Origin of the sequence: Fibrobacter sp. UWH1 (genome assembly GCF_002210365.1) — a bacterium.
Classification (GTDB): domain Bacteria; phylum Fibrobacterota; class Fibrobacteria; order Fibrobacterales; family Fibrobacteraceae; genus Fibrobacter.
This window is the reverse complement of sequence record NZ_MWQG01000037.1, coordinates 1-26,227: the sequence shown is the minus strand read 5'-3', so window position 1 is coordinate 26,227 and position 26,227 is coordinate 1. Positions and strand designations below refer to the sequence as shown.

Genomic DNA, 26,227 nt, shown 5'->3' with positions numbered 1-26,227 from the left:
TCAACTCGGTCAGTAAAAACACCCCAAAAGTGTCAACCTTTTTTAGGGAAGGTCAATGTTTTTTTGTAAGAAATTGTTGTTTCGCCTAGAAAAATGTACGCAGTGATTAAAATACGCTTAGAAAAATGTAAATAGCGCTAAAAATTCGTCAAGAAAAATGTATATATAGAGTATGAAGCGTTTTCTTTATGAAGATCTACTGAAATGGAAAAACGGCGCGCACCGTAAACCCCTCATTTTGGAGGGGGCAAGGCAGGTCGGCAAAACATGGCTGCTCAAGGAATTCGGAAAGAACGAATTCGAGAATGTCGCCTACATAAACTGCGATACGGACGATTCCTCTAGGTTCCTGTTCGCGGACTTCAACATCGACAGGATTTTGCGAGCTGTTTCCGCCATTACTTCACTGGTCGTGGAACCAGGCAAAACGCTTATCATCTTTGACGAAATCCAGCAGCAGCCAGAGGGACTGACTGCATTAAAGTATTTTTGCGAGAATGCGCCCGAATACCATGTCGTTGTCGCAGGTTCCCTGCTCGGGCTTCAGGTCCATTCCGGCTCAGGATTCCCAGTAGGAAAAGTGGATAGGCTCAAGCTGAGCCCGTTATCATTTAGCGAATTTCTCGATGCCCTTGGCGAAAAAAATCTGCTGATGCACCTAAACGCGTTCAGGTTCGACGAATATGCCGTCCTGAAGACCAAACTGATAGAACTTTTAAGACAGTATTATTATGTGGGGGGAATGCCCGAGGCGGTACTCGCTTATGTGGATCGCAAGAACATCCTTGAAGTCCGTGAAATCCAGAAACGGATTCTCGACGATTATCGGGATGATTTCTCCAAGCACATTCCCTCCAACGAACTTGCGAAAGTTTCCGCCGTATGGAACTCGATCCCAAGCCAACTGGCTAAAGAGAACAAGAAATTTATATGGGGTGCGCTCCGCAAGGGCGGCAGGGCGAAGGAGTACGAAAACGCAGTCCAGTGGCTCATCAACGCGGGGCTCGTCCATAAGGTTTGCCGAATCAACAAGGTCGAAATGCCCGTCAAGTTTTACGAAGACATGGGCTGCTTCAAGCTCTTTGTAAACGATCTCGGGCTTCTCGGTGCCATGTCGGACATTCCCGCCAAGGAAATTCTGGCCGAGTCCAAGATGATAACGGAATACAAGGGGGCGTTTACCGAGCAATATGTCGCCCAGCAATACATCGCGACCATGAGACAGCCCCTGTATTACTACACGAACGAAAATTCAACTTCGGAAATTGATTTTGTCTTTCAGCATGGAGCCGTTTACCCCACCGAAGTCAAGGCCGAAGAAAACCTCAAGGCGAAATCCCTTTCGACGGTGCTGAAAACAAATGCGCAGCTAAAGGGCATCCGATTTTCCATGTCGGATTACCGCGAGCAGGAGCAGATGGTCAACGTGCCGCTCTACCTGGTGGAATTCTATTTGAAGTGGATAGCCTCGGAAGGACTTTGAAACTTGGGTGTTCCCCCGTACGGTCAAAACGGGTCAAAACGGGTCAAAACGGGTCAAATAAATATGGCCTTGGTTGACCGTAAAAGTGATTTTATTCTATATTCATCTCCATAAGAGTTCTCTTATTCACAGCTAGAAACTTCGACATTTCAAGACACGGTGAGTAAGACGAAACGACGTGCTTGCCGCCCGGTTTACCGGACGGCCATGTTTTGCGTTGTGTGCATTCTGGATGAATGTACGCTAGATTGTGCAATTGGGCGCGGATCGTCGTATTTATTTGTGTCAGGTTGTCGAAGGCCTCTAGCTGATAAATGCGTTCGGTCTGGCGCCTTTTTTCGTTGGTCCGAGCCGGATAAGGGCGCTCGGTGAGTTTTGTAGAAACTCTTGATGCTCGGACATGAATAAACCTTGTAGACAAGTTTTTCTATGACTCTCACAATGTGAGTTTTGCTCTCGTTCTCGGCTAGGAACTTCGACACTCTTTACGCACAAGGAACAGGACAAATCTCGGATGCCCATGAGTGCCATGGGCGCATTGTACCCTGGGGGTCGTGTACCCAGTGGTCTCGACCTCGCTTTTGTGCAATTGCGCCAAGGCGTTTTGGCGTATGGCGAAATCTGGCTTGGCGCCTATGGTGTGCCGCCGGAGTCGTCCGCGAGTTTTGTTTTTGAATTGTAGAATGTCGCAACTTTCGGCGAGAAGCAGCAATGCTCCTCGCCTTTTTGTTTGCGCAGGTGCCGTATCAAATGCTGGTAACTGCCGCCGCAAAATCAGGCTGGGAACATCGCTCCGAACAAAGGGCTGAACTCAGGTTCAACCCTTTTTTTGGAGTAGATGTGAGCAAGAAGCGAATTCTGGGGCAGTTCTTTACTGAAGGCACATCCTGGATAAAAAAACAGGTTGCGGAATTTATTGAACAGTCAAAAATGTCAACTGCATATGATCCATTTGCAGGAAGTGGATGTTTATTGAGGGCTGCTGAAACCAATTTTAGCTTTATAAAGAAAACTATTGGGTTGGACATTGATGAATCATTGGGTTGGCCGATAAATGATTCTTTAACAGGAATTCCCAAAAAGAAAGATGCGATTATTATTACCAATCCTCCCTACATTTCCAACTATTCCGCAGCACGAAAAAAAATTAGTGCGAGTCTACAAAAATACTTTGATTCTACGGATTATGATGATGTCTATTTGCTTGCAATAGATCAAATGCTTCTTGCTCAAAAGCATGTTGTCGCAATTGTTCCAGAGACTTTCATTAACTCCAATTATCAGCAAAAGCAAAAACTTCATTCTATAACAATTCTTGAGGAAAATCCGTTTCTAGATACAGATGTTCCTGTGGTTGTTTTGTGTTTTGATTCCGTGATTAAGGATCTAGACAAAGTTAAGGTTTATAAAAACGACACGTTTGTTAATACGCTGGGGACAATCGAAAAGCTTAGGCTCAATCCTCAAAATAATGTGGATTTGAAATTCAATGTGATATCTGGGTGGCTTGCCGTACGTTGCGTAGATTCTACGAATCCAGATAACATGTTGAAGTATGATTTCAAAAATAACATTGATTATGACTGGGATAAAGGAATTAAGGTTTCATCTCGTTTACTGACCTTGATTGATATTGACATTCCTGCTAATAAGCGAGCTGAGTTTATTAATGCCTGCAATGAGATTCTTTCAGATATTCGAGAAAAAACTGCGGATGTCATTCTAAGCCCATTTAAGGGAAATATGAAAAACGGTGTACGACGTCGCCGACTTGATTTCAAGACATGTAGAGCGATTATTGAAATCGCTTATGAAAAGGTTATCAATAAAGGAGAAAAAAATGGAAAAGGAACAACACAACTTAGCTTGTTTTAACTGGTCTATTGATCATGAAGAACCTTTGATTGATCACTATTATCAAAAGGGGCTTCTGGTTATTCCGAAAACGAATGCAACTTCAAATACTCTCACTGTCAATAATGGTAAGCTGATAGAATTAATATCGGCATTTAATGTGTTGCACGAAATGGGAAAGACCGAATCATCGCCGGATATTCAATGCATCGTAAATTCCGTGATTGAAATTTTGACATCCACGGAAAATATTAATTTTAGTGCATTTGTTCAATTCTTTATGGTTTATAATTTAAGCTACTCTCTTTTTAGGACATTTGATTTGACTAAAAAAAGAAAACTTATCTATGAAATGCTTGAGAAATACTGTAAGGAACGACATGAAATTTATTTAAGTCATGGATACTCTAATACGGTTTTACAAGTGATGTCAGATAATTATTCCCATAAGCGGAATTCAAAGACTGGTATTGTTAAAGTAGAAGACATTTTAAAGCCGTATGGGATTCAACGTGCGGAACATTGGATGGATTTTGGAAATGACTTTTATTTCTTGCCGGATAAAGGTGATAAGTCATTGTTTGAAGCGTTTCTTTTAAATAATCGTGTAAAAATGGCTTCGCGTGCAATCGAACAAGACAAACTTCCGGATATTGTTTTCAAGCATAAGGATGATTTCTATGTGATGGAACTAAAAACGATGAAGGAAGGCGGTGGTGGACAAAATAAGCAAATTGTAGAAGTTGCCAATTTTATTCGTTATCAAGAAGAGAATAAACATATTCACTATGTGACATTCCTTGATGGTGCGTACACCAATCTTATTTTTCATGATATGAGTCCGAAACTTCAAAAGCAGAGACAGGATATCAAGCAGTCCCTCTTAAATAACGCTCAAAACTATTTTGTAAATACAGCAGGTTTTAAGAAACTTTGCGCAGATATTTTTAAGTAGTTTTGCTCATATTACCGAAGCATCCAGACTTTAACAAGGTCTGTGTTGTCTTCCATCCGGATTATACAAATTCAGAATTCATTGGCCAGATTCGTCCAAAGATAAGGAACCATTCCGTAACTTATGAATTTGTGGCAGGCCCTTTTGCAAAAATTTTGCGCCGTGCCTACTTGAATCCGAACCAAGAGTTTTATTTGGTCATTGATGAAATCAATCGCGGGAAAGCTTCGGCAATTCTTGGCGAAGTTTTCCAGCTGTGTGACCGCATAAAGCCTAATGATGAAAAGGACGAGTTTGGCTACGGTCCCAGTTGGAGTGTATATGGCATTGATCATGAAGATTTGAACGACTACATTCGCGACATCAGGAGCTTTGTAAACGAATCACACGACGGTTGTGACACTCCGGTAGAATTTTCTGAAGAAGACGGAAGGGGCGAAGTTTCTGCCTATAAATCGATAGACATTAACTGGCTGGGTTTTGGTGAAAATGGAAAACTTCATTTCACCGAGAATACGGCAATCCGTTTGCCGCCCAACCTGTCCATTTTTGCAACCATGAACACCAGCGATCAAAACGTGTTCACTTTGGATAATGCGTTCCAGCGTCGCTTTGATATGGAACTGGTCTGCAATGAATTTGCAAAAGGTAGCGTTGACGGTTTTAAAACCGAAGCTTTCCGCAATCAGCACGATGCAAAAATTGCTGGAACAGAAACTTCCTGGGGCGAATTCTGGGAATGGGCCAACAATAAGATTACGCAGGTGCTTAAGGGCCTTTCCAGTACCGAAGACAAGCGTCTTGGCGTTTGGTTTGTTTGCAACGTGAATGGCGAAATTCCAGAAAAGATTTTTGCCGAAAAGGTCCTGAAGTATTTGTGGGATGATGCTTTCAAGTTCAAGCGCCCTCAGATTTTTGCCGAAGGTTGTGATACGCTGGAGAACCTGATTTCAAAATTCCATGAAGTCAAGTTTGAGGTGTTTAAGAGTTTTGGGGCGTGATAGCTACAAAAATTAAAAATACTCTGCGTTTTTGCTGATATTTCGGTATAAAATACTTTGCGTTTTTAACATGAATAAGCGGTAGAATACCTTGCGTTTTTTATGTTTATTAAGTATATTATGAGCATTCGGGACTGATTTCATGATTATTTTTAGACGCAAGATTTATCAAGAACTTCTGAATTGGAAGGAAGAATCCAAAGGCCGGGAAGCCCTTCTTATAGAGGGCGCGCGTCGTATTGGAAAAAGTACCATTGTAGAAGAATTCGCGAAAAACGAATACCGTTCCTACATTCTGATTGATTTTAATGACTGCGAAAAGGCTGTACTAGATGCCTTTGATAAAATGAATGATCTTTCGGCATTTTTCAATATCCTTTCATATACTTATGGGGTGAATCTCTACCCGAGGGAATCCCTGATTATTTTTGATGAGGTGCAAAGATTTCCGAAGGCAAGGCAATCCATCAAAAAGTTGGTGAAAGACGGCAGGTTCGATTATATTGAAACAGGCTCTCTTATTTCCATTTACGAAAATGTCAAGGATATTACCATCCCCTCGGAAGAAACATCCATCCAGATGTTCCCCATGGATTTTGAGGAATTTTGCTGGGCGATGGATAAGCCGAATATATGTGACTTTATCCGCGATGCGTTTTCAAGGAAGAAGGCGTTGGATGAACCACTCCATAAGGAGTGCATGCGTCTATTCAAACAGTATATTCTGATAGGGGGCATGCCACAATCCATTGTCGCATTCCTTGAAAACACCTACAGCTTTGATTATAGCGACAAGGCAAAGCGCAAGATTATTGAACTCTACAAAAAGGATGTTCAAAAAATCAAGGGCTCATATAAGGGGAAAGTTCTTTCGACATTTGAACAGATTCCTGCATTTTTGTCTAAGCACGAAAAGCGAGTTGTATTTTCAAAGATCGCTGGGGGACTCGGTAGTGAAAATAGCTATGAGAATACCTTCCTGTGGCTTTCCAATTCCATGATTGCAAACAACTGTTTCAAGTGCTCCGATCCAAATATTGGCTTTGGCTTGAACGCGGACGATTCCGCAGTCAAGTGCTATATGGGCGATACAGGCCTTTTGTTCTCTATGGCTTTTGGCGAAAACCAGATTTCAAAGGAATCCTTGTACAAGGAAATCATGAACGAAAAGCTTGCGATCAATAAGGGTATGCTCTTTGAAAATGTCATTGCGCAGATGCTTGTATCTCAAGGACATAAGCTTTATTTTTATACCCATTTCAATCAGGAAAAACATCGCAACGATATTGAAATTGATTTTATGATTAGCGAATCTGATTCGGTAGGTTCAAGAATCATTCCAATCGAAGTCAAGTCTTCAAAAAATTACACCACCACATCGCTTGAATCGTTTAAGAAGAAATTCAAAAAGCGTATTAAGACTTCTTATATAATCCATCCGAAGAATTTTGCCATTCGGGACGATGATACTGTTTGCATTCCGCCTTATATGGCAATCTGCTTGTGAGATCACAAATGCAAAAGCTAAACGATTACTGCACTTGCGAAGCGAAATTGCGTGGCGATGAATTTGTCGGCATCCGTAATGACGGTCGTCTTGAAATTTGTTTTCCTGCTGGATACTTTAAGAATGATGACGCTATTGCGGAACTTGACGAAGATGAGCTTCGCCAGGATATTATGCAGTTGTTTGATGTGCTTTCTGATTCGGAGCTGATCGAGGTTCACGAAAATTCAAACATTATCGGAAGGGATGTTGAAAAATCGTCTTCAGATTTTCCTATGCTAGCTTATGTCAACCTACTCCGGAATTTTATGGAGTATGGCTATTACTCCGAGCAGGAGGTGGTCTTTAAGCAGGGTGGAAACGGCAAAGTTGATTGGAATCGAACAATAAAAACTTTGAGGCCGGATGTTGTTAATGATAGTGTGGTCTATCTTGATCCAGTTACACGACAAACGGACAATAATGAACGTGAACTGATTTCGCTTATCCATAAATTCTGCGTGTGGGATGCTGCAAAAAGAATCGGTTTTGTTTTTGGCGTTGATATCCAGGAACCTCCCGCCCTTGATTTTGACTACGAGATGTTTTCTTCTGTCTTGATGACGAAAGCCTCCAAAACATTCCATGATCGCACACTTGTAATTTTCCAGGATATGCTGAGGATTGTGGAATACCTTGGAAAAAATGTGTCTGACGAAAATGTGATTCCCGATGAATTTTATTTTGGGGTAAATTCTTTTGCTCCTGTTTGGGAAGCCATGGTGGAACGCATTTTTGGAACAGAACGACGAGAGGATTATTACCCTAATTGTGGTTGGGTGATTAATGGTAAAAATGCGGGTCGTGTTGAAATGCGTCCTGATACCATCATGAAAGTGGATGACAAAATCTTTGTTCTGGATTCCAAGTATTATACTTACGGCATTGATGGCAGAACGTTGCCGCAGTCAGAATCTATCACCAAGCAGCTTGCCTATGCTGAATTTGCTGAACAAAAAATTGGCAAGATGGTTTACAACGTTTTCCTGATGCCTTACTGTGCGGGTGCGGTAACTGCAGAGAATTTTTTGTACCCATTTAAAATGAAATATCTAGGCTACGCCTATAGTGATTGGAAAAATACGGATGTGGCAAAAGGTCTTGTAAAACCTTACCACAAAATTCACGGCGTCCTGCTTGATATAAAAAATGTGATGCAAAATTATAGCAAGAGCAATGCTGCACAGAAGCAGTTTGCGAATGTGATTACGACCGCAAATAAAAAAGGCCCGTAACATCGTTGGTTCCCCTATGGTGGGACAACTTCGTTACAGGCCTGTTTATGTTCAAAGTATACATAAATGAAATAAATGCGTCAAGAACAACTGTTTGCATGAGAGTCGCGACGGCCAAGCTTGCTTGAGCCGGCACCTGTCCTCGCTTGACGGGAATGACTGAAGAGGATTTTATAAAGTTCCTTGGTAGTCGTGGCATTTCCATATTCCATTTTGATGATGCAAATGAGTTTATGGAAGAAATGAAACATGCATAGAGCAAAAAGTTTATAGTGTAAATAAACATCTTGCTTTATAGCCATTTTTTGGCTATATTGTTTATATGTACGTTGTAATCGCAAAACGTTCGGTTGAAAAAAGTGTTCAGAAAATAAGGAAAAGGGCCCTGAGCAGCCGACTCTTATGAATTATTCAAAACTTGGACCCGACAAGTATCATTGCCATTTATCTCGTAAATGGGTGGCCTGTTGGACTTGTAAAAACGGAACGCTAACCATTGAGGTGTATTATGTTGGCAGTCGTGAAAGCGCCCCCTATGCCCGGCACTAAGGAACCTGTTGTATTCCAGATTAAAGGTAACATTCCTGATTGCGTCATTGGAATCATGCGCAGCCTTTTCCCTTCTGTGGACGTTAGCGATGATGATGAATTTATTGATCTGGATAATTCAGAGGTGCTCAAGGAAATTGCTGAGAGAATGTCTCCTGGCGATGCTGTCAAGGCTGACCGCGAACTTCGTGGCTGGACGCAAAAAGTCCTTTCCGAGAAGTTGGGGATTTCTGTTCAGAATCTTTCTGAAATTGAACGTGGCCGTCGTACAGTTTCACGAAAAATGGCTACCAAGTTGGCAGCCGTTTTCGATGTGACTCCGGAGTCATATTTTGATTTCGGGATGAATCTTGTAGATACGTCTGCGAAGTACGATGCGAAGAAAAAGTGATTTCATATGATTTTTTCTTCCGCAACTTGGGACAGTTTAAAACTGATTTTCTTATCCATCGTTGACTTAATTGGACATTTTGTCCATGGTGTTTCTGAAAAAATCCATTTCAATTACTTTGGATGAAGCTACTTTGGAGATTATTCCACACATCCAAAAAAGGCGTCTTCTCTTATGAGGAGGCGTCTTTTTTTAGTCACTTTTTATAGGGAGATTTTTTCCAGTCGGCGCGACTTGGCATTTTTCGGGGAACCAGGAGTTCCTTGTTTTCTGCAGGGCGGGCCCAATCTGCATTTGTCTTGATGGGTGGCATAAAGAAGTGCATGTGTGCCACGGGGTCAATTTGTACGGTGGCGCTGGTGCTGGTACAGGGGCGGTCCTCATCCCGATTGTCAAAAAGCGCCTTGGCTAAAAATGGTCGCTGTTCCCATTGGTAGTCGTCACCAAATTCTGTGATTCCGTAAATGCGTTCCCCCTTTTTGGCAATGAACTCGATTTTGCATTTTCCGCTTGAGTTCGTGTAGTGGCATCGCGTTCCCGAACAGAGGAATTTCCCGTTCCCGTAAAAATCGTATGCTTTCCCGTCGTCTGCGGACACATAGATTTCTTGCCAACCAGAGAAAATCCCTGCATGGGCGTAAGCCGCAAGGAACATCATGGCGATTATGTGGGCGAGCCTAGTCATCAGTAACCTATGATTGCTTCGAGGCCGATTCCCTGGAGCTTGTGGCCGTTGGTGTAGTAGTAGTTCCTGAAGTATTTGAGGCCGAAGCGGACTGTCCAGGTTCCGTAGCGGTTGAACTGATAGCCTGCGCCCAGCGAGAAAGTTGCGCCCTGGTCGTTCTTGTCTTGTTCTTCGTTGCGGTAGTTAGTTGTCGTGTATTTGGTTCCGGATAATCCGGCGCCAGCTATTACGTAGGGCGTGTTGTTTTCGTGGATGAAGATTGGAGCGGCAAGATTTAGGCCCAGGTGGATCATGTTCGTGTCTTTGGAAATGATTCCCTTGAAGTCTATTTCAGCGCCGACCATAAAATAGGTGAAGTCGTGCCAGGCGGAGAATCCGATATTGCCTGCGGCATGCTGACTCTTGATCAGATAATCTACGCCGAAGGAGAATGCCACGCGGGTGGTCCTTGAAGTGTTCAGCTTGTTTTCGAAATTGCTGGGAAGGTTGGATTCGCCGCTTTCGTGGGTGGCGGCAACAGGCTGGAAGTTAGATTCACTGATGTAGATGGGGTATTCGGAATCGTAGAAGCTTTTGGGGTTGCTTCCTTTTTTGCCGGTGCCCATGGAGTTTGCCACGCGGAACAAGATGGGAGCGATGTCTTCGGGGATAATGGCCTGGTATTCGTCGTGCCACACCAGGTTATCGTTTTCGGTGTCTTTCATGGCGAAGGTGAGGAGCATGCCGCTGCCTTGTTCCTTGACGGTGATGTACAGGATGTAAGGGCAGCCCTTGCGCTTGGCGAGGTTACTGACTATGGCCATGGAGGCGGACTTGACATAGGGTGATTCCTTGTCGGCGGCCACGAGCTTGTAACGGCCCACTTCCTTGACGTACTGGCCGAAGGTCTGGACGATATAATTTTTGTAGTCGGGATGGATACCGCTAACTTTTATGTAGGGAATAAAGACTGATTCTTCGGAATAATCCACTCGGCCTTCGCCGTCAAATAGGCTTGCGAAATATTCCTCCAGCATCATCCCGGGAATAAACAGGAGGATTTTGGCTGTGCCCTTGGTTAAATCGGATGCGGCACTTCCTGCATGGGCGTTCCCTGCAGAACAAAGAACCACTAACAAAAAAATTAGACTTTTAATAAAACGCATAAAAACCCCCGTGTCTATGCGAAAATACAAAAAAGAGTTCTGGAGAAAAAGCTGAAACTATTACAGGGTGGAATGACCTTTTATTTTTTCAGGTGGAGCTTGCGGAGGACCTTTCCCAGCAATTCGTTAAGGATATCTCCGGCGTCCTTGCTGCCAAGGATCTTCTGGATAAAGAGGGTGGCGAACAGCAGGATAACGCCGGCGGCACAGCTGTAGATAACCAGCACGATCAGGTTAGTGCTGCGGACGAATTCACCCGTCACATGGTCAAGTCCAAGGGCGGCAAAGATCATGATGCCGAATGCCACCAGGGCGCGGAACATATTCAGAAGTGCGGTCCTCATGCCGTCGGTTCCGTTCTTGCGGGCCCACATAAAGATCATGGAAATCACCTGCAGGATGGCGCCGGTGGCACCGATAATAGGTACGCTCTTGATACCCAGAGGTTCGCTCAATAGCATGTAGGCGGGAATGGTGGCGGCAAAGATTCCGGTGTTCAGGAGGGTAGGCAGCCACATGCGTTCGGCGGCGTAGAAGCTGCGCACCAGAACCGCCTGCAAGCAAAGTCCCAAGCTTACGGGCAAGTACCAGCGGAGAATTTCGGTAATGGCTTCGGTGGTTTCGCGATGGAAGGCGCCGCGTTCAAAGAGGATTCGCACGGCGGGGAAGGAGAGTGCCCATACTGCAACCACTGCGGGAATCAAAATGCAGAACATGCGTGAGAGACTCTTCCAGATTTTTTCGTTCAGCTGCTTGATCTGACCTTCCTTTACAAGGCGTGCCATGTCGGGGTAGCTGGTAACGGAAACGGAGAAACCGAAGACTGCCACCAGGGTGTACATGACGCGGTAGGCGTAGTTCAGGCTAGAAATACCGCTGCCGCCAAAACTGGAACCGAAACTACGGATAATGAATTCCAGGCCGAACATGGAGCCTACGCCAAGAGACATGGGCAACATCATCTTGAAATAGCGAACGATATCGGGATGGGTGGGCTGCATGATCAGTTCGTACTTGACGCCGCCACGCTTGGCTCCAAAAATCTGCAATGCGAAGAATCCGATGAAGGCTCCCACGGGAACGCCCCAGGCGAAACCTTCCAGACCGTAGCTGACGCCATTCATGCGGCCCATCAGAATTCCGGCAAGGCCTCCGCCCACAATGGCCACGTTGTAAATCAGGCCGGTAAGGGAAGGAATCAGGAACTGCTTACGGGTGTGCTGCACGGCAACCAGAATACTTCCCACGAAGATGAATATCTGGCCCGGCAAAATGATGCGGCCGTAGTAAGTGGCGCGCTCGATCAGTTCTGCGCTTGCGCCGCTGGTGGTGAGCAGCTGCAAAAGTTCCGGCATAAAGATGAATGCAGGAATCACCAGCACCAGCAAGATGGCGCCGAAGGTGTTCAGCACGTTGCTAAAGAACTTCCAGCTTTTCTCTTCGTCGCCGGCCACCTTGTAGCCTGTAAAAATCGGGATGAAGATAATGGAGAGGAATCCGGTGCTCACTACGTGATTCAGGATGTCGGGAATCATGAAGGCCAGATCCAGGGCGTTCTTTTCGAGGGAGACGCCGGCGGCGTGGGCCAAAAGCATTTCACGGAAGATTCCCAGCACGCGGCTGAGCAACATACTTACAGCAACAATAATGGCAGCTTTATTCATGGAGGTTAATTTAGAAACTTTGTATATTTGAATGCATGAAAAAGATTTTTGGAATTATCGCTTTCGCCCTTGCAGGTATCGCTTTCGCCCAGGATGGCGCATCCGACGAAAATGTGACCAAGGGACCCTATGAACCTGTCGCTACCGAAGTGACTCAGGCCAAGAATTCCGACGACGATCCGTTGCCGGCTCCCAAGCGCCCGACCTACAATTTCGCAAGTTTCGGTCTTGGCTTTAGCGTGTGGCACAACTGGGAAGATTCCAGGAAGAATCCCAAGCGTGACTGGGACCAGGGCGTGGTATTCCATTACGGACGTATTTGGGAAATGACAACTCATGGTGCCATTACGTTCATGAACAACGCTAACGGTTCTTATGAAACTCATTGGCAGTGGCATGAGACTGCCTTGATTGGCGGCCGCTATTTCTTTGCCGACCAGGTGTTCTCCCCTTATGTGGGCATGGGCCTAGGTGTGGGTGTCGAAATGGACTTCCACTTTGACAAGTTCTCTGAAGCCTTTGCCATTGGCCCTGCCGGTGGTCTTGAAGCGGGCTTGATCATCTTCCGTACTTCTACGACCCAGCTTGAAGTGGGTGCCGCCTACGACATGCTCCTGGACGGTTTTGACTTTGGCCGCCATTTCGGAAGCTTCAGTTTCTACCTGGCCATTAACTATTAATTGTTTGGCTGTTTAGGCGACGGGCGCGCTTCGCGCGGCATGTTGCCGGCGGGTGCGTTAAACTGCGACTTTATAGCTGTTTAGCAATGTTCTGCTAGACAGCTTTTTTTGTTGCTGCAGGCGGTCTACAATAATGCTTGGGCGCACATGAAAGAGTCCTGCGAAATAGTCGATGCAACGCTTTTCGGCAAAGTGGCCGCAGCAGATGATTTCGCATTCTTCGGCTTCGGTCAGCATATGGCGTTCCGCAAACTGTTCGGCGGCGCTGCATTTTAGGGTGTCGCCCGAGATGCTGTTTGCAGAACCGCCCGCGGTTCCCGCAATTCCTGCAGAAGGTTGCTGGCTTAGTTGCAGGCCCAGCTGTAGGCACAGGCTGCGCTTGCCGTACATAATGTGGTACAGCTGATGGAATAGCCCCTGCAGAAGTCGTACGTCGGTCATGGGGCCCGCGGGAATCTGGATGACGGGGCGCTTGCCGACCCAGTAGCTTGCGGAAAGGGGTGCGGGGGCCGTCAAAAATGCCGGCACCTGAACAACCTGAACATCGCAATCCGAAATGCTACTGATGGCGGCCTTGCGCAGGGCGTTTCGCAAACCTAGGGCGTTACGGCGCAAAAATTTCATGTTCTCGAGAATGGCTTCCTTCTCGATGGCGATTTCGGCGGCGGGGCGGCTGACCTGCAGTTCACCCAGGCGCAACCAGGCGGAATAGGCCTGAGGGTTCACGGAATCCTGGATGTTGGCGTAATAGGTTTTCCAGCCCTCGATGGTTGCCACGTTGAAAAATTTCAGCAGGGCTTTTACAAGGCTTCCGTCCTTGTTGCTGCATTGGGCGGGAATGCGATTTAGTCTGCGGAGTTCTGCCACGGGGAATTTCTGTGCCCAGGCCTTTGCCTCGGCGCTGCAAAATCCCGCTTCCATCTTGCTTCGGGCTTTTGACATTTCACTTTCGCTGACATGGATGTCGATGCCTGCAAAAAGATCGTCGCCCAGCATGAATTCCAGTTTGCATGCGGTATCTGCGCTGATCCCATCGACAATGGCATCGCGGGAACACCCTACACGTCTGCAGAGTTCCTCTTGGGTGATTCGTTGTGCGGCGATTGCCTTGCGAATTCTGTTGATGTACATTTCCGCCTCCAAGAGATTAAACTTTATCTGCAACAAGATAGAATTTTATTTATGTCACGAAATAAAAAAAAGTCAGAATTTATTTTTCTGACTTCAAAAAAAATTAGAACTTGTGTTTCCAGCTTAACGCCACTCTATAAAAACTCCATTCGCCGCCGGTCACGTGAAGCAGGGGTTCCTGGTCCTCGTCGTCGTGCAACTGGGAGTAGCTTCGTTCACGTTCAAAAGTGTAGAGCACCGTCAAACTGTTCTTGTCGCTTAGCTTGAACGAGGTTAGTGCGCTAATGGCCGTGGTGGTAAAGTCTCCGTCGAAACTCTGGGCCACGGGGCCGTAGTCATCCTTGTCCAGGTGGCCTTCCATTTCAAGCATCAGGCCCACCATATTCAGGGTCATGGGCATCTGGTAGCCAAGCACTCCGGTAAAGCTGTACTGCAAACCATTGGCCTTGCGGGCGGATTCCTGCCATTGCCAGATGTCCCCGTCATCGACGCCAGTCAGGGCCTCGTAAAAAAGCTTATAGCTGGCCACCATCACCACGTGGGACCAGTCTCCTTCAATGAGCGCGCCCGTGTCAAACTGGAACGTGGCCGATGCCCACAAGTCGTAAAAGTAATGGGTAAACGGAGTCAGGTTCTCGTAGTCCTGAGTTTCAAAATCGTACTTGGTCAGACCTTCAAAACCAAGAACATTCCAGCCGCTACCGATAGAAGCGCCCGCACCGAAAACCAGGAAGGGAACAGGCGTAAAGTCCACCTCGACCATGGGGCGCAACGTCACCGGTGACAGTTCAAGAGATCCCCACAGTTCAACGTCTGCGCCACTCAGGAGCCAGTGATCCCCGAGAGGTGTGGGAATGGTGTACTTGGCATCCAGGCGAGTCAAGGCTTCAAGTCCGTCGTATGGGCCCGAAGGTGCGGAGAAGTGTTCGTCTCCGGTCTTGACTTCGTGTTCGACATAGTAGGCCCCATTGGTGACCAGGGAATATTCCCAACCGGCAAAAGCCGAGGCCACGGCGAAAGGCAGGACTGCTAAAAATTTAAGACTACGCATGTCTTTAAATATAATATGAAGTCTGGTAGGGAATGCTAACTAGAAAAAACAATTTGTACAAGAAAAGGATGCCCATAAGGCATCCTTCTCGTCTTTAACGTCTTTATAAAAAGCGTCGGATTCGTGAACTTACACATCCAGGTTGTAGGAGTGCAGGTACTTTTCCTGTTCGGCGGTGAGAACGTCGATTTCCTTGCCAAGGAACTTCAGCTTCTTGCGGGCCACTTCCTGGTCCACTTCGCGAGGAACGTCGATGATCTTTTCCGTGAGTTCGCCGGCGTGTTCCACCAGGTACTTTGCAGACAGTGCCTGAATAGCAAAGCTCATGTCCATGATTTCTGCCGGATGGCCGTCACCGCAGGCCAGGTTCACCAGGCGGCCTTCGCCCAGCACGAATACCCACTGGCCGGTGGGCAGCTTGTAGCCCATGATGTTCTTGCGCTGTTCGCGGATTTCCACGGCGTTCTTCTTCAGCCATGCTACGTCAATTTCGCAGTCGAAGTGACCAGCGTTGGCGAGGATGGCGCCGTCCTTCATTACAGAAAGATCTTCTGCGTCGATAACGCCGTCGCAACCGGTAACGGTCACGAAGAAGTCGCCGATCTTTGCCGCTTCGCGCATGGGCATTACGTCAAAGCCGTCCATGACAGCTTCGATAGCCTTCACCGGGTCCACTTCGGTCACGATGACGCGGGCGCCCAGGCCCTTGGCGCGCATGGCGGTACCCTTACCGCACCAGCCGTAACCGGCAACGACAACCTGCTTACCAGCCACGATCAGGTTGGTAGTACGGTTGATGCCGTCCCATACGGACTGACCAGTACCGTAGCGGTTGTCAAAGAGGTGCTTGCAGTCGGCATTGTTCACGCGGACCATGGGGAACATCAGCTTGCCAGCCTTGTTCATGGCTTCCAGGCGGATGATACCGGTGGTGGTTTCTTCGCAGCCGCCGATGATGTTGGGAATCAGTTCCGGCATTTCGTTGTGAACCATGTTCACCAAGTCGCCACCGTCATCGATAATGATGTTGGGTCCGCACTGCAGAGTGTGACGGATGTGGCTTTCGTATTCTTCGTTGGTAGCATCGTACCAGGCGTGGACTTCCATGCCTTCCTTTACGAGGGCGGCAGCCACGTCATCCTGAGTGGAGAGCGGGTTGGAACCGGTCACGTACATTTCTGCACCGCCAGCCTTCAGCACCTGGCACAGGTAACCAGTCTTTGCTTCCAGATGGACGGAGAGGGCGATCTTCTTGCCGGCGAAGGGCTTGGTCTTTTCGAATTCTTCCTTCAGCATAGAAAGAAGGCTGCAGTTGCGATGAACCCATTCCAGCTTGCGTTCGCCAGATTCGGCCAGACTGATATCTCTGATTTCACTTGCCATATCTTTTCCTTTTGGATATGCCCCGCGGGGCCTCATTTGGTTTGTGTTTTTCGCCCCGGCACTCGTCGAGGGTCCAGCCGAATTTTTAGGGATGGTCGTCTGTCCTATCATCCGTTTTTTGCAAAAATAAAAATTGCGCCAGTTTCCGCGACGGAACCCTTAAACGTATTCCTTGTTTTCCAGGCCCATGCGCTTGATGATTTCGTTCACCTTCTGGTAAACCAGCTTTTCATCGAGAGTCAGAACCTTGCGGCCTTCCATGGTCACCTTGCCGTCAATAATCACGGTGTCCACTTCACTTCCGTTGGCGGAATAAGAGAGGCCTGCGATCAAGTTGTTCTTGGGCATCAGGGAAGGATTGTTCAAGTCCAGAATGGCGATGTCTGCCTTCTTGCCCACTTCCAGGGAGCCGATCTGGTTTTCGAGGCAAAGTGCCTTGGCGCCATTGAGGGTGGCCATGCGGAACACTTCGCGGGCGCTGACGCATTGGGGGCTCTTGTGGGTTCCCTTGTGGATCAATGCCAGCAGGCTCATTTCGTGGAACATGTTCAGGCTGTTGTTACTTGCGGCGCCATCGGTACCCAGGCACACGTTGATGCCCTTGGCCATCATCTCGGGAACGGGAGCAAAGCCGTTACCCAGCTTCATGTTGCTTGCGGGATTCGTCACCACGGAAACGCCACGGCGGGCCATGATTTCCATGTCGGCGTCATCCACCTGCACACAGTGGGCGGCAATGCAGGGAACATCGAAGAGGCCGTTCTTGTCGGCCATGACGATGGGGGAGTAGCCGTACTTTTCCTGGGTGCCCTGGATTTCGGCAACACTTTCGGAAAGATGCACATGAATGCCGATGCCCGCCTTCTTGGCTTCGTCGGACACGCGACGGAAATAATCCTCGGTGCAGGTGTAGGGAGCGTGGGGGCCGAACTTGAAAGTGATGCGGTCGCAGTCCTTGCAGAATTCCATTTCGTCGTAGGTCTGCTGGATGCGTCCGCCGTCATCTTCGGCAGAGCCGACCAGGCCGCGGCACATGACCGCACGCATACCGGATTCCTTGATGGCCTTGGTAGTCTGCTTGATATTCATCATCATGTCGTTGAAGCAGGTGGTGCCGCTCTTCATCATTTCGATGATGGCCAGGCATGCGCCCCAGTAAGTGTCCTCGTCGGTCATCTTCTGTTCGATGGGGTCGATGGTCCCGAACAGCCAATCCATAAAGGAAAGGTCGTCGGCCACGTTGCGCATAAAGCTCATGTAGGAATGGGTGTGGCAATTTACCAGGCCGGGAATGGCCAGCTTGTCAGTTCCGTCAATGACCTTGTCTGTCTTGAAGCCGGCGGGTTCCGCGCCCATGCCAACAATCTTGTCGCCTTCGATATAGATGGAAGTTTCCTTCACTTCGTCCTTGCTTCCGGCAGGAACGATGGCCTGGATGTTCTTCAAGACAATGCCCATGATGAATCCTTTTTTAAGCGGGTCCTAAAAATCTTTTTTATAGGTAGCAGGTCTAAATTGCAGACCCATATAAAAAATAGAAATTAAGAAACCTGGGCCAAAGCGCAGACAGGGTATATTCCAACCTGGAATAAGTTTTGTAAAATAAATCTTAGATTTCCTGGTCTGGAAAAAGCCAACTTTGTACTTTGTTGGGTGAGGGACGGCTGGGTCGCTGCTCTCGAACAGGCTCTAGGGCCGCAAAGGAGGCTTATCATGAAGACGCTGAAAATTACACTGCTCGTTGCCTTTGCCCTGATGGTTTCATCATCCTTCGCATCCAAGATGGTAAAGTCCAGATTGGGTGACCTGGATATGATGGCGACCAAGGGTGGCGACAAAATTCTCTGCACCATGGGTTTCAATGCTGAGCTGGCGCTACTCCGCGAGGCAGAAACTGAAGCCCTGGTCAAGGGAGATTGCACCGGTTGGGTTCCGAAGTCCAAAATCGAGTATGTGGCGCAAGCTGCAGGTGACAAGACCATTGGATTTGGCGATGTCAATATCGAAGCCTGGATCGACAATCCTACCTCAGTATTCGTTCTTGAAAACGACGATGTGGACTTTGACGGAGTTTCCATCGACCGTGACTTCAAGGAATATCTGACGTACACCATTGACCGTGAACAGACCGAAATGCGCAACGGCGAAAACTAGTTTGCGCGGGTCAAGAAATTCATACTCTCCTTAAAGAACAAAGGGCGGTTCGCAAATGCGGACCGTCCTTTGTTGCTCCCCGGAATCTTGCTGCCGTTGCAGATTAACGCTTGCTGCGCTTCTGATGATCCTGTTCCATTTCCTTTTTCCAGTGACCGCGTTCCTCGTGGCAGATGTTGTTTCGGATATCGCTGATGATGGCGCTCTGGGCGCAGCACATGATCTCGATGCCTCTCTTGTCATTGACGTAGTTGGCGGCCCGTTCCTCGCTGATTCCGTAAGTGCGGGCGGTTTCCACGGCGTCGATGTTGGCTCCCAGGAAAATGAATTCCCAACCGTACTTTTCCTTCTGGCGATTTACCATGTGGCGTACTTGCTCGGCGGAATACTTGCGGCTGGAATTCTCGTAGCCGTCGGTGGTAATGATGAAGATGGTCTTTTCGGGGCGGTCTTCATCCCGGGCGTACTTGTGTACGTTTCCCATGTGATGGATGGCGTCGCCTAGGGCGTCTATGAGGGCGGTGCCTCCGCCAACGCAGTACTGCTCGCTGGTCATGGGCGGAATCTTGTCCAAGGAAACGCGGTCGTGAAGAACCTCGGAAACATTGTCAAAGAGGATGGTGGAAACCAGTGCTTCCCCTTCTTCTTTTTTCTGCTTTTCGATGGTGCCGTTGAAGCCGCCGATGGTATCTGTCTCAAGGCCGCTCATGGATCCGCTGCGGTCCATGATAAAAACGATTTCTGTAAGTCCCTGCTTCATATTGAACCTCTCTTTTTTTTGCGACTGCCGGATTGCATCGCTCTGTTGATACGTTCAATATAGGTGGTTGCGGGAACAGAAAGGTCGCCTGCCAGGCGACATCGTTTTTAGAGGCTCCGGCTGGCTCCAAGGGAATTTTCTCCATGGGTTGAAAGAATCGTGTTGAGGGTGTTCACCTTGTATTGATTCCTGTCGGGATTTTCCCTGTAAAACAGTTCCTTGTTTTCCATGAAGAATTGGACAATCAGGTCGCTCTTGCTGGAGGGTGACAGGGCCCGCCCGGCGTAAGACAGGAATTCCACCGCCTCGATATAGTTCAGCTTGAGGCCGATGGCGATAGCGATGGCCGTTTCCTTGGAGGGGGTGTAGCTATCGCTGTTGTTGATTTTCGAAAGTACCTTGCGGTCTACGTCGGAATCCCTGGCCAGCATGGAATTGGTGATGCTTCTGTCGGTCATGATTTCGTTCATCTTCTTGCGGAAGGACTTGAACCTTTTCGGGTCCTTCAGCAGTTCGTTGATGCTCTTGTCGAAATCCGACTTGCTGCTGATCTTGGAAAGAATGGGAGCTGCGTCGCAAATTTCTGCGACGACTTCGCTTTCGCCGATTATTTGACTGTCGTCGGCCATTTGACTGTCGTCGGCCATTTGACCGTCGCCGAGCGGTTCTTCACTGAAGGAACAGCACTTGAGTGCTTCGAAATTTTCCTGGGGATTTTCCGGGACGTAGTTGGCGTAGATGTATTCCTGGATCTTGCCGAACAGCGCTTCGGAAATTTTGACCGCTTCGTCGTCGTAGAGTACGATGGTGGCGGTAATGTCGCAGTCCTTTCCGTCGCCTTGCAGGAACTCCTCGATGGATTCCCTGGCGATGTCCAGGGCCAAATCCTTAGGGAATCTGTAAATGCCGCTAGACAGCAGGGGGAACGCGATGGAATGACAGCCCAGTTCCCGGGCCTTGCGCATGGCGTTCTGGTAGCAGAATTTCAGGGAGGTCTTTTCGCCGGAACGTCCGTCGTTCCAGCGGGGGGCCGAAACGTGGATGATGTATTTGGCGTTCAGGTCAAAGGCATCGGTGTGGGCCACATCGCAAACGTCCAGGTAGCCGATCTTTTCGCGGGCTTCCAGGAGCTGGTCGTGTCCGGCTGCATCGAAGATCAGGGCTTCGGTACTTCCACCGCAGATAGGGAAGGGGTTGGCGGAATTGACGATGGCGTCTGCCGTGACTCGGGTGATGTCGTCGTGAATAATCTTGAGCTGGTTCATAACGGCCTCCTTATTTTCTTTATAAAATTAGCATTGCTTGTCTGACAAAAAATGTCAAAAAAAACAGACGTTTTCTTTATTCGCTTGTATAGACAGCCCAGTTTGATATTCCAAAAAAGACGGCTTATTCTGTTTTTATTTGAAAATTTGAGCTTTTTAAGGTACTTTAAGAACTATATTTCTTTGAGGTTATGAGATTTACTGTTTTTACATCTGCGTTGATGGGGGGCCTTGTTTCTATGGCCTTTGCCCAGGCCGTGGTGGACCCGTTTCTGGGCGAGCCGTTCACGGCCGAATTCTACGATGCTGGAGACAACAACCAGTATCGCGCAACGCTTGTAAGCTATCCATTCGGAGCGTCCGGCAAGTCTGCGCCCCAGGATTCCGCAGTTGTACAGGATTCCACTGCAGTTCCCCAGGATTCTCTGAACGGAACTGTCAATAAGCCCAAGGCGGCCGTGCTCTATATTCACGGCTTTAACGACTATTACTTCCAGACTTTAACGGCCGAAAAGCTGGATTCCGCAGGCTATGCCTTCTTCGCTATCGACCTGCACAATTACGGTCGTTCCTACCGCCAGGGCGAAGTGCTGGGTGAGCTCAGGGACGTAACCAGCTATTTCCCGGAAATCGATTCCGCCTGGAAGAAAATCGAGGCGGCAGTCGGCAAGGATGTGCCCAAGGTTTTATTGGGACACAGTACCGGCGGCCTGATTTCTCTGGTGTACGCCGACGTCCGCGAAAAGGGCAAGGACTTCGATGCTATCGTGCTGAACAGCCCCTTCATGGAGATGAATTACTCCTGGCTCATGCGCGATGTGATCATTCCCGTTCTTGCGCCTATCGGACATTACTTCCCGAACATCCCGATTCCCCGCAGCAGCAGCGACGCCTACAGCGAAAGCCTGCTCAAGAGCATGAAGGGCGAATGGGAATACAATACGACCTTGAAGGTGCCGGGCAGCATCCCCGTGGATTTCGGCTGGTCTGCCGCCATCTGTGACGCCCAGGATATCGTAAAGGCCGGGATGGATCTTGTCTCGCCGATCCTCGTGATGCACAGCGGCTGTAGCGTCAACGAAGACGAATGGAGCGATGAGTACACCCGTTGCGATGGCGTCTTGAACGTAGACGATATCCGCAATTACGGTGCCCACCTGGGACCGGATGTGCGCCTGGTGCAGATTCCAGGGGCCTTGCACGACCTTTACCTTTCCCGCAAGGAAGTCCGCGATCACGCCTATAGCGTGACTATCGAATTCCTGGACAATATTGTCAAGAAGTAATTTCGGATGGGCGGGCCGCTCTTTTTGGGTGGACGTCTGGCAGGTTCCGCAAACTGTAAAAAGAAAAAGCCCCGACATTCGTCGGGGCCTTTAAGTTCTTGCAGCTTAGCGCCAGATTACCATCTTGCGGAAAGTTCAGACGGGCATTCGATTTCCTGGTACTTCAGGGTCGGATTGTCTGCGCCGTTCATCCAAGTTGCCATGAACATGCAGCCTTCGTAAGCCTGGGTGTTGTTGCCGTATTCAGTCTTGCAGCTAGACTTCAAGCAATCCAGGAGCTTGTCGGTGCTGTTGTTGTACTTGTCCTGGCAGGTGCCCAGGAGACCACCGTACTGCTTACCGTTGCAGGAAAGTCCCATGACGCGGCAGCCGGAGAATGCACCGACGCCACCACCCGGGATCATCAAGTCGAACTGGCCGCCGGCAACGTCGTAACCGATGTTGCTGGACATGACCACCAGCTTCTTGTTGGCGAGAGCCTTGTTACGTGCGGGGTTCTGGTCGTGACCATTGCCGTCGAAAGTCAGGAGGTAGCAACGGCCGCAGTCGCCTTCGCCACCCGGAGTTGCTGCGAATGCGTATGCCAGGTTATCGTTAATGATCTGGGGGATCTGGCTCAGGCAGGTACCTGCAGTACCGCCATCGCATGCGGACTTTTCATCGGCGCCAGCCAGGGAGCCATCGGCGTGGCAGGTGCGGGTCGGGGTGCTTGCCGGACCGGCCTTGCCCTTCCATGCGCAGTGAGGCTTGCAGCTATCCCAGTAACGGGTTGCGTAGCCGGAACCGCTCTTACCGCCACTAACAATCTTGAAGTTGGGAGTTGTACCATTGTTGGTGTTGGAAGCGCTGGATGCAGGCTGCTGGCTAGCAGAAGACTTTGCCTGCTGGCTAGCGGAGGACTTTGCCTGCTGCTGGCTGTTAGAAGACTGAGGCTGCTGCTGGTTGTTATTGTTGGAGCCGTTGCCAGAACCGATGTTTGCGCAGTTGTTGTTGCTGCCGTCCCACCAGCAATCGATGGAGCAGTCGTTCTTGTAGGCGTACTTTTCGCCGTTCTTGCCTACCAGTTCGGTGTAGGGCTTCACATACTTATTAGAGAGCTTGTCGAAGCAGGTACCGTCGGAACCCTGCTGCGGCTGGTCGTTCTGCTGAGCGGCGCTAGAAGTAGCAGTCTGGTTCTGGTTGTTGTTCTGCTGAGCGGCGCTGGAAGTAGCAGTCTGGTTCTGGTTGTTCTGCTGAGTAGCGCTAGAAGTAGCAGTCTGGTTCTGGTTGTTGTCCTGCAGAGAAGCGCTGGAAGTGGGAGCGGTTTCGTTAGGAAGGCTAGAAGCAGAGGAAGCGGGAGCGATAACGGTGGGGATAACTTCTCCAACGTCCTTGTATTCCAAGGCGCTGATGTCCACGCTTTCGAACATGGTGACGCCGGCCAGATTCTTGATGGTCATGGTAGCGCCGTCATAAGAACCGACAATTTCGCCGGCGGCGGTCTTCACTTCGAGATTACCGTTGATGAGGTAAGTCTGGTTGTCGGTATTGAACACGAAGCAGGGCTCGGTTGCAGTAAGGACGTTGGGTGCAGATGCGTCTGCACTAGAAGTGACAAGAGACTGGTCGGGAATATTGTTTGCGATTGCGTCGACGGCTTCTTCGGAACAGCTCATGAGTGCTGCCACGGAGCTGATGAGCAGAACGGACTTCAAGAATTGACGTTTCATTTCGACCTCAGTAGGGGTTGTATGCTAGGTGTACGAGAAAACTTGACTTTACACCAATAAAAGTCTTCCAATTCCATCCGTGCGGAAAGATAGTATCTGTAAAGGGTTTACGTGTGTAAATTTTTGTAAGATATGAAGTTACGAAAAAAAGCCCCGGCCTGCGGGCCGAGACTTCTAATTTACTGAATGGCGTCGAACGCGGTATTAATAGCGGTCAGCCAATTCCTTGGGGCATTCCACTTCCTTGTAGGTGTGGGTCGGGTTGCCTGCAGCTTCCATGAAGTTGGCCAGGAACAGGCAGCCTTCCTTGGCGGATTCGTCCTTGGCGAAGATGCTGTTGCACTTGCCGACCAGGCATTCCTTGCGCTTGGTGTAGATCTGACTATCGTTGCCGGAGTAACCCACCTGGTTTTCGCAATCGCTCAACAGGCCGCCGTAGCGTTCGGAATTTCTCATGTCGCCCCAGTCCATCTTGCCGGAACAACCGTCGAATGCACCGTAGCCGCCACCGGGGATCATGATGTCGAACTGTCCGTTAGACACGTCGCCACCGACATTGGAGGCCATGACGATGAGCTTCTTGCCCTGGAGCTTTTGGTGGTTCATCTTGGTTTCGTACTTGCCCTGACCGGTGAAAGTCAGCTCGAAGCACCTGCCGCAGGCGCTCTTGAAGGCGGGCACGGCAGCGAAGGCGAAACCGATATTGTCGCAGCCTTCGATGGTAAATGCGGTCTGGCTGGTGCAGGTCATTGCGTTACCGCCGTCGCAGACGCTCTGGGAGCTGGGGTCGGTAATCAGGGTGGTGCTGTTCACGCTGCACTGTTTTGCGCGGTGGTCGCCTGCGTTTTCCTTCCAGGAGCAGCTGGGCTTGCAGCAGTCCCAGTATCTGGTGGCGTGGCCGCTACCGCTTTCGCCGCCGGAAACGTACTTGATTTCGGGGCAGCCCCTTGCAGCGGAGCTGGTGGGCTGGCTGTCAGAAGACTTAGGCTGGCTAGCGGAAGACTTGGGCTGCTGGGCGCTAGATGCCGGCTGCTGATTGCTGGAAGACAGGGCCTGCTGGCTGTCGGAACTGGTAAGAATGACCGTTTCGCTAGACAGGGTGGGAATCTGAGTTTCCTGCTGGCTTGCAGAAGAAGCGGCCGTCGGGTTGTAGTCCGGATACTGGTTCAGGTCGATGTCCTGGAGGGCGATGGTCATATCCAGGGTAGTGATGTAACCATAGCTGTCAGTGATGTAGACGAAATAGCCGGTCTGTACACCGCTTGCGTCAGTGACGGTGCCCAGGGCGTGGCCCTCAGCGTCGAAGGCGTTGTCGACGGCAGGAGAAATGACGTAGTCCTGACCGGCGGCGTTAAGGACCTTGGAGGGCTTGGTGCCGCTTGCTGCCGGAATGAGGGGAAGGGCGTTAAAGTCTACGCCGGTAGCCAGGGTGGCGCCTTCCATAGTCATGATCGATCCGGAATCCTTGTCTGTAAAGCCGACCTGCAGGCCGTTGGCATCAAGGACTCTGCCGTCTTCAGTGATGTAGACGTCCAGGCCGTTGTCGTTGTAATGCCTGGTGGGCTCGCCCAGTGCAACGGGAGTGTTGACATTGCCGTTGTTGTCGTTGTTTGCAGAAGTGGAATCATCACCGCAGTTGCATACCGCGATGGCCATGCCGGCGATCAGGATCGCCTTGATCATCGTCTTGAAAAAAGGATTCTTCATATTCTCTTTACCTAAGGATGCCCATAAACCAAGTCAAAGATAGATATATACTTACGTCTATGGTGTAAAATATTTTTTCGGTGTGATTGAAAACGTTCCCAAGGTGTTTCCGGAATGTAAACTAATGTAAATTCTTAATATGTAAAGTTCTTTTTACAATTATAGAAATAATGGCTTCTGGGGCGTTTTGTTTGTTGATTGGATGTTGCTATTGTGTTGATAAACTGAATTTAGTGGGTTCTGTTGTTTGATGACCCTCAAAAATTTGTAAAAAATGGCGTTTTTGGATGGGTACGCGGTAGGAAACGCAGACCGAAAAAGGATCGTCGGGAAAGGGGTGTTGATAAGCCAAAATTGCCGTTTTCTGCAAAAAAACAAAGAAAAATCCTTGAAATTTTTTGTGGATTTGCTAAATTTACGCGACAAAATCCGCAGAGTACCGCTTCCTATGCTCTGTCGGAATAACAGGAAACTCACGCAAACCCGCGTCGTTCCTAGGTTTCGAAGCGATAAACCTTCTGCTGAAGAAGAGGAAAAAATGGCAAAAGAACATTTTGACAGAAGTAAGCCGCACTGCAACATCGGCACCATCG

General features: G+C 48.8%; 23 protein-coding genes. 12 read left to right on the top strand and 11 right to left on the bottom strand.

Translation table 11 applies throughout. The annotated features are described in order from the left end of the window. Positions 1-172: 172 nt before the first annotated feature. From B7992_RS13395 to B7992_RS13360, 8 genes are all read left to right on the top strand, one after another. Positions 173-1,483, top strand: coding sequence for an ATP-binding protein (locus B7992_RS13395; RefSeq protein WP_073238542.1), 1,311 nt, complete (start codon positions 173-175; stop codon positions 1,481-1,483). Between the two features lie 711 nt (positions 1,484-2,194). Then, on the top strand, positions 2,195-3,358 hold the full coding sequence (locus B7992_RS13390; protein ID WP_088666520.1) for a hypothetical protein: 1,164 nt from the start codon (positions 2,195-2,197) through the stop codon (positions 3,356-3,358). Further along, positions 3,324-4,292 carry a hypothetical protein gene (locus tag B7992_RS13385; protein ID WP_088666519.1) on the top strand — a complete coding sequence of 323 codons (969 nt, stop codon included), beginning with the start codon at positions 3,324-3,326 and terminating at the stop codon, positions 4,290-4,292. Before B7992_RS13390 ends, B7992_RS13385 begins: the two co-directional genes overlap by 35 nt. Positions 4,293-4,294: 2 nt before the next feature. Continuing rightward, on the top strand, positions 4,295-5,293 hold the full coding sequence (locus tag B7992_RS13380) for a type IV restriction endonuclease (RefSeq protein ID WP_088666518.1): 999 nt from the start codon (positions 4,295-4,297) through the stop codon (positions 5,291-5,293). A gap of 145 nt (positions 5,294-5,438) precedes the next feature. Continuing rightward, positions 5,439-6,800, top strand: coding sequence for an ATP-binding protein (locus B7992_RS13375; RefSeq protein WP_088666521.1), 1,362 nt, complete (start codon positions 5,439-5,441; stop codon positions 6,798-6,800). A gap of 8 nt (positions 6,801-6,808) precedes the next feature. Next, positions 6,809-8,074, top strand: a complete 1,266-nt coding sequence (locus B7992_RS13370; RefSeq protein ID WP_088666517.1) for an LlaJI family restriction endonuclease — start codon at positions 6,809-6,811, stop codon at positions 8,072-8,074. A 146-nt stretch (positions 8,075-8,220) separates the two neighbouring features. Beyond that, a complete protein-coding gene (locus tag B7992_RS17455) occupies positions 8,221-8,331 on the top strand; it encodes a hypothetical protein (protein WP_346348717.1) in 111 nt (36 codons plus the stop codon). A 278-nt stretch (positions 8,332-8,609) separates the two neighbouring features. Further along, the gene (locus B7992_RS13360) at positions 8,610-9,014 is read left to right on the top strand and encodes a helix-turn-helix domain-containing protein (protein ID WP_254917714.1); all 405 of its coding nucleotides are present in this window, start codon (positions 8,610-8,612) and stop codon (positions 9,012-9,014) included. Positions 9,015-9,210: 196 nt separating this feature from the next. On the opposite strand, the gene B7992_RS13355 is transcribed toward B7992_RS13360, so the two are convergent. From B7992_RS13355 to murJ, 3 genes are all read right to left on the bottom strand, one after another. Next, the gene (locus tag B7992_RS13355; protein ID WP_088666515.1) at positions 9,211-9,699 is read right to left on the bottom strand and encodes a hypothetical protein; all 489 of its coding nucleotides are present in this window, start codon (positions 9,697-9,699) and stop codon (positions 9,211-9,213) included. Beyond that, positions 9,699-10,844, bottom strand: coding sequence for an outer membrane protein (locus tag B7992_RS13350; RefSeq protein WP_141100474.1), 1,146 nt, complete (start codon positions 10,842-10,844; stop codon positions 9,699-9,701). Before B7992_RS13350 ends, B7992_RS13355 begins: the two co-directional genes overlap by 1 nt. 80 nt (positions 10,845-10,924) lie before the next feature. Next, positions 10,925-12,508: a murein biosynthesis integral membrane protein MurJ gene (gene murJ, locus B7992_RS13345; protein WP_073160716.1), complete on the bottom strand. Its 1,584-nt coding sequence runs from the start codon at positions 12,506-12,508 to the stop codon at positions 10,925-10,927. 35 nt (positions 12,509-12,543) lie between these two features. Here murJ and B7992_RS13340 point away from each other — a divergent pair, with 35 nt between their 5' ends. Further along, on the top strand, positions 12,544-13,188 hold the full coding sequence (locus tag B7992_RS13340; RefSeq protein ID WP_073238734.1) for a hypothetical protein: 645 nt from the start codon (positions 12,544-12,546) through the stop codon (positions 13,186-13,188). 57 nt (positions 13,189-13,245) lie between these two features. Here the strand turns inward: B7992_RS13340 and B7992_RS13335 are convergent, their stop codons facing one another. From B7992_RS13335 to B7992_RS13320, 4 genes are all read right to left on the bottom strand, one after another. Next, positions 13,246-14,319, bottom strand: coding sequence for a helix-turn-helix transcriptional regulator (locus B7992_RS13335; RefSeq protein WP_088666513.1), 1,074 nt, complete (start codon positions 14,317-14,319; stop codon positions 13,246-13,248). 103 nt (positions 14,320-14,422) lie between these two features. Continuing rightward, positions 14,423-15,370: a hypothetical protein gene (locus B7992_RS13330; RefSeq protein ID WP_088666512.1), complete on the bottom strand. Its 948-nt coding sequence runs from the start codon at positions 15,368-15,370 to the stop codon at positions 14,423-14,425. Between the two features lie 129 nt (positions 15,371-15,499). Next, positions 15,500-16,753 (bottom strand): adenosylhomocysteinase, encoded by a 1,254-nt coding sequence (locus B7992_RS13325; RefSeq protein ID WP_088666511.1) that lies wholly within the window; start codon positions 16,751-16,753, stop codon positions 15,500-15,502. A gap of 159 nt (positions 16,754-16,912) precedes the next feature. Next, on the bottom strand, positions 16,913-18,211 hold the full coding sequence (locus B7992_RS13320; RefSeq protein WP_088666510.1) for an amidohydrolase: 1,299 nt from the start codon (positions 18,209-18,211) through the stop codon (positions 16,913-16,915). Positions 18,212-18,466: 255 nt separating this feature from the next. Between B7992_RS13320 and B7992_RS13315 the strand changes: the two genes are divergently transcribed. Further along, on the top strand, positions 18,467-18,907 hold the full coding sequence (locus B7992_RS13315; protein WP_088666509.1) for a hypothetical protein: 441 nt from the start codon (positions 18,467-18,469) through the stop codon (positions 18,905-18,907). 103 nt (positions 18,908-19,010) lie between these two features. Here B7992_RS13315 and B7992_RS13310 read toward each other — a convergent pair whose 3' ends face one another. Both B7992_RS13310 and B7992_RS13305 read right to left on the bottom strand, forming a co-directional pair. Then, positions 19,011-19,667, bottom strand: a complete 657-nt coding sequence (locus B7992_RS13310; protein ID WP_073160702.1) for a vWA domain-containing protein — start codon at positions 19,665-19,667, stop codon at positions 19,011-19,013. Positions 19,668-19,774: 107 nt separating this feature from the next. Further along, positions 19,775-20,932 (bottom strand): macro domain-containing protein, encoded by a 1,158-nt coding sequence (locus tag B7992_RS13305; protein WP_088666508.1) that lies wholly within the window; start codon positions 20,930-20,932, stop codon positions 19,775-19,777. 191 nt (positions 20,933-21,123) lie between these two features. On the opposite strand from B7992_RS13305, the gene B7992_RS13300 reads away from it, so the two are divergent. Further along, positions 21,124-22,218 carry an alpha/beta hydrolase gene (locus B7992_RS13300; protein WP_088666507.1) on the top strand — a complete coding sequence of 365 codons (1,095 nt, stop codon included), beginning with the start codon at positions 21,124-21,126 and terminating at the stop codon, positions 22,216-22,218. 116 nt (positions 22,219-22,334) lie between these two features. On the opposite strand, the gene B7992_RS13295 is transcribed toward B7992_RS13300, so the two are convergent. Both B7992_RS13295 and B7992_RS13290 read right to left on the bottom strand, forming a co-directional pair. Beyond that, complete coding sequence (locus B7992_RS13295; protein ID WP_088666506.1) at positions 22,335-23,927, bottom strand: hypothetical protein; 1,593 nt, start codon at positions 23,925-23,927, stop codon at positions 22,335-22,337. Positions 23,928-24,131: 204 nt separating this feature from the next. After that, a complete protein-coding gene (locus B7992_RS13290) occupies positions 24,132-25,634 on the bottom strand; it encodes a glycosyl hydrolase family 5 (RefSeq protein ID WP_088666505.1) in 1,503 nt (500 codons plus the stop codon). A 274-nt stretch (positions 25,635-25,908) separates the two neighbouring features. Here B7992_RS13290 and B7992_RS16995 point away from each other — a divergent pair. Further along, on the top strand, positions 25,909-26,227 hold a 319-nt coding region (locus B7992_RS16995), incomplete at its 3' end, for a hypothetical protein (protein ID WP_217897615.1).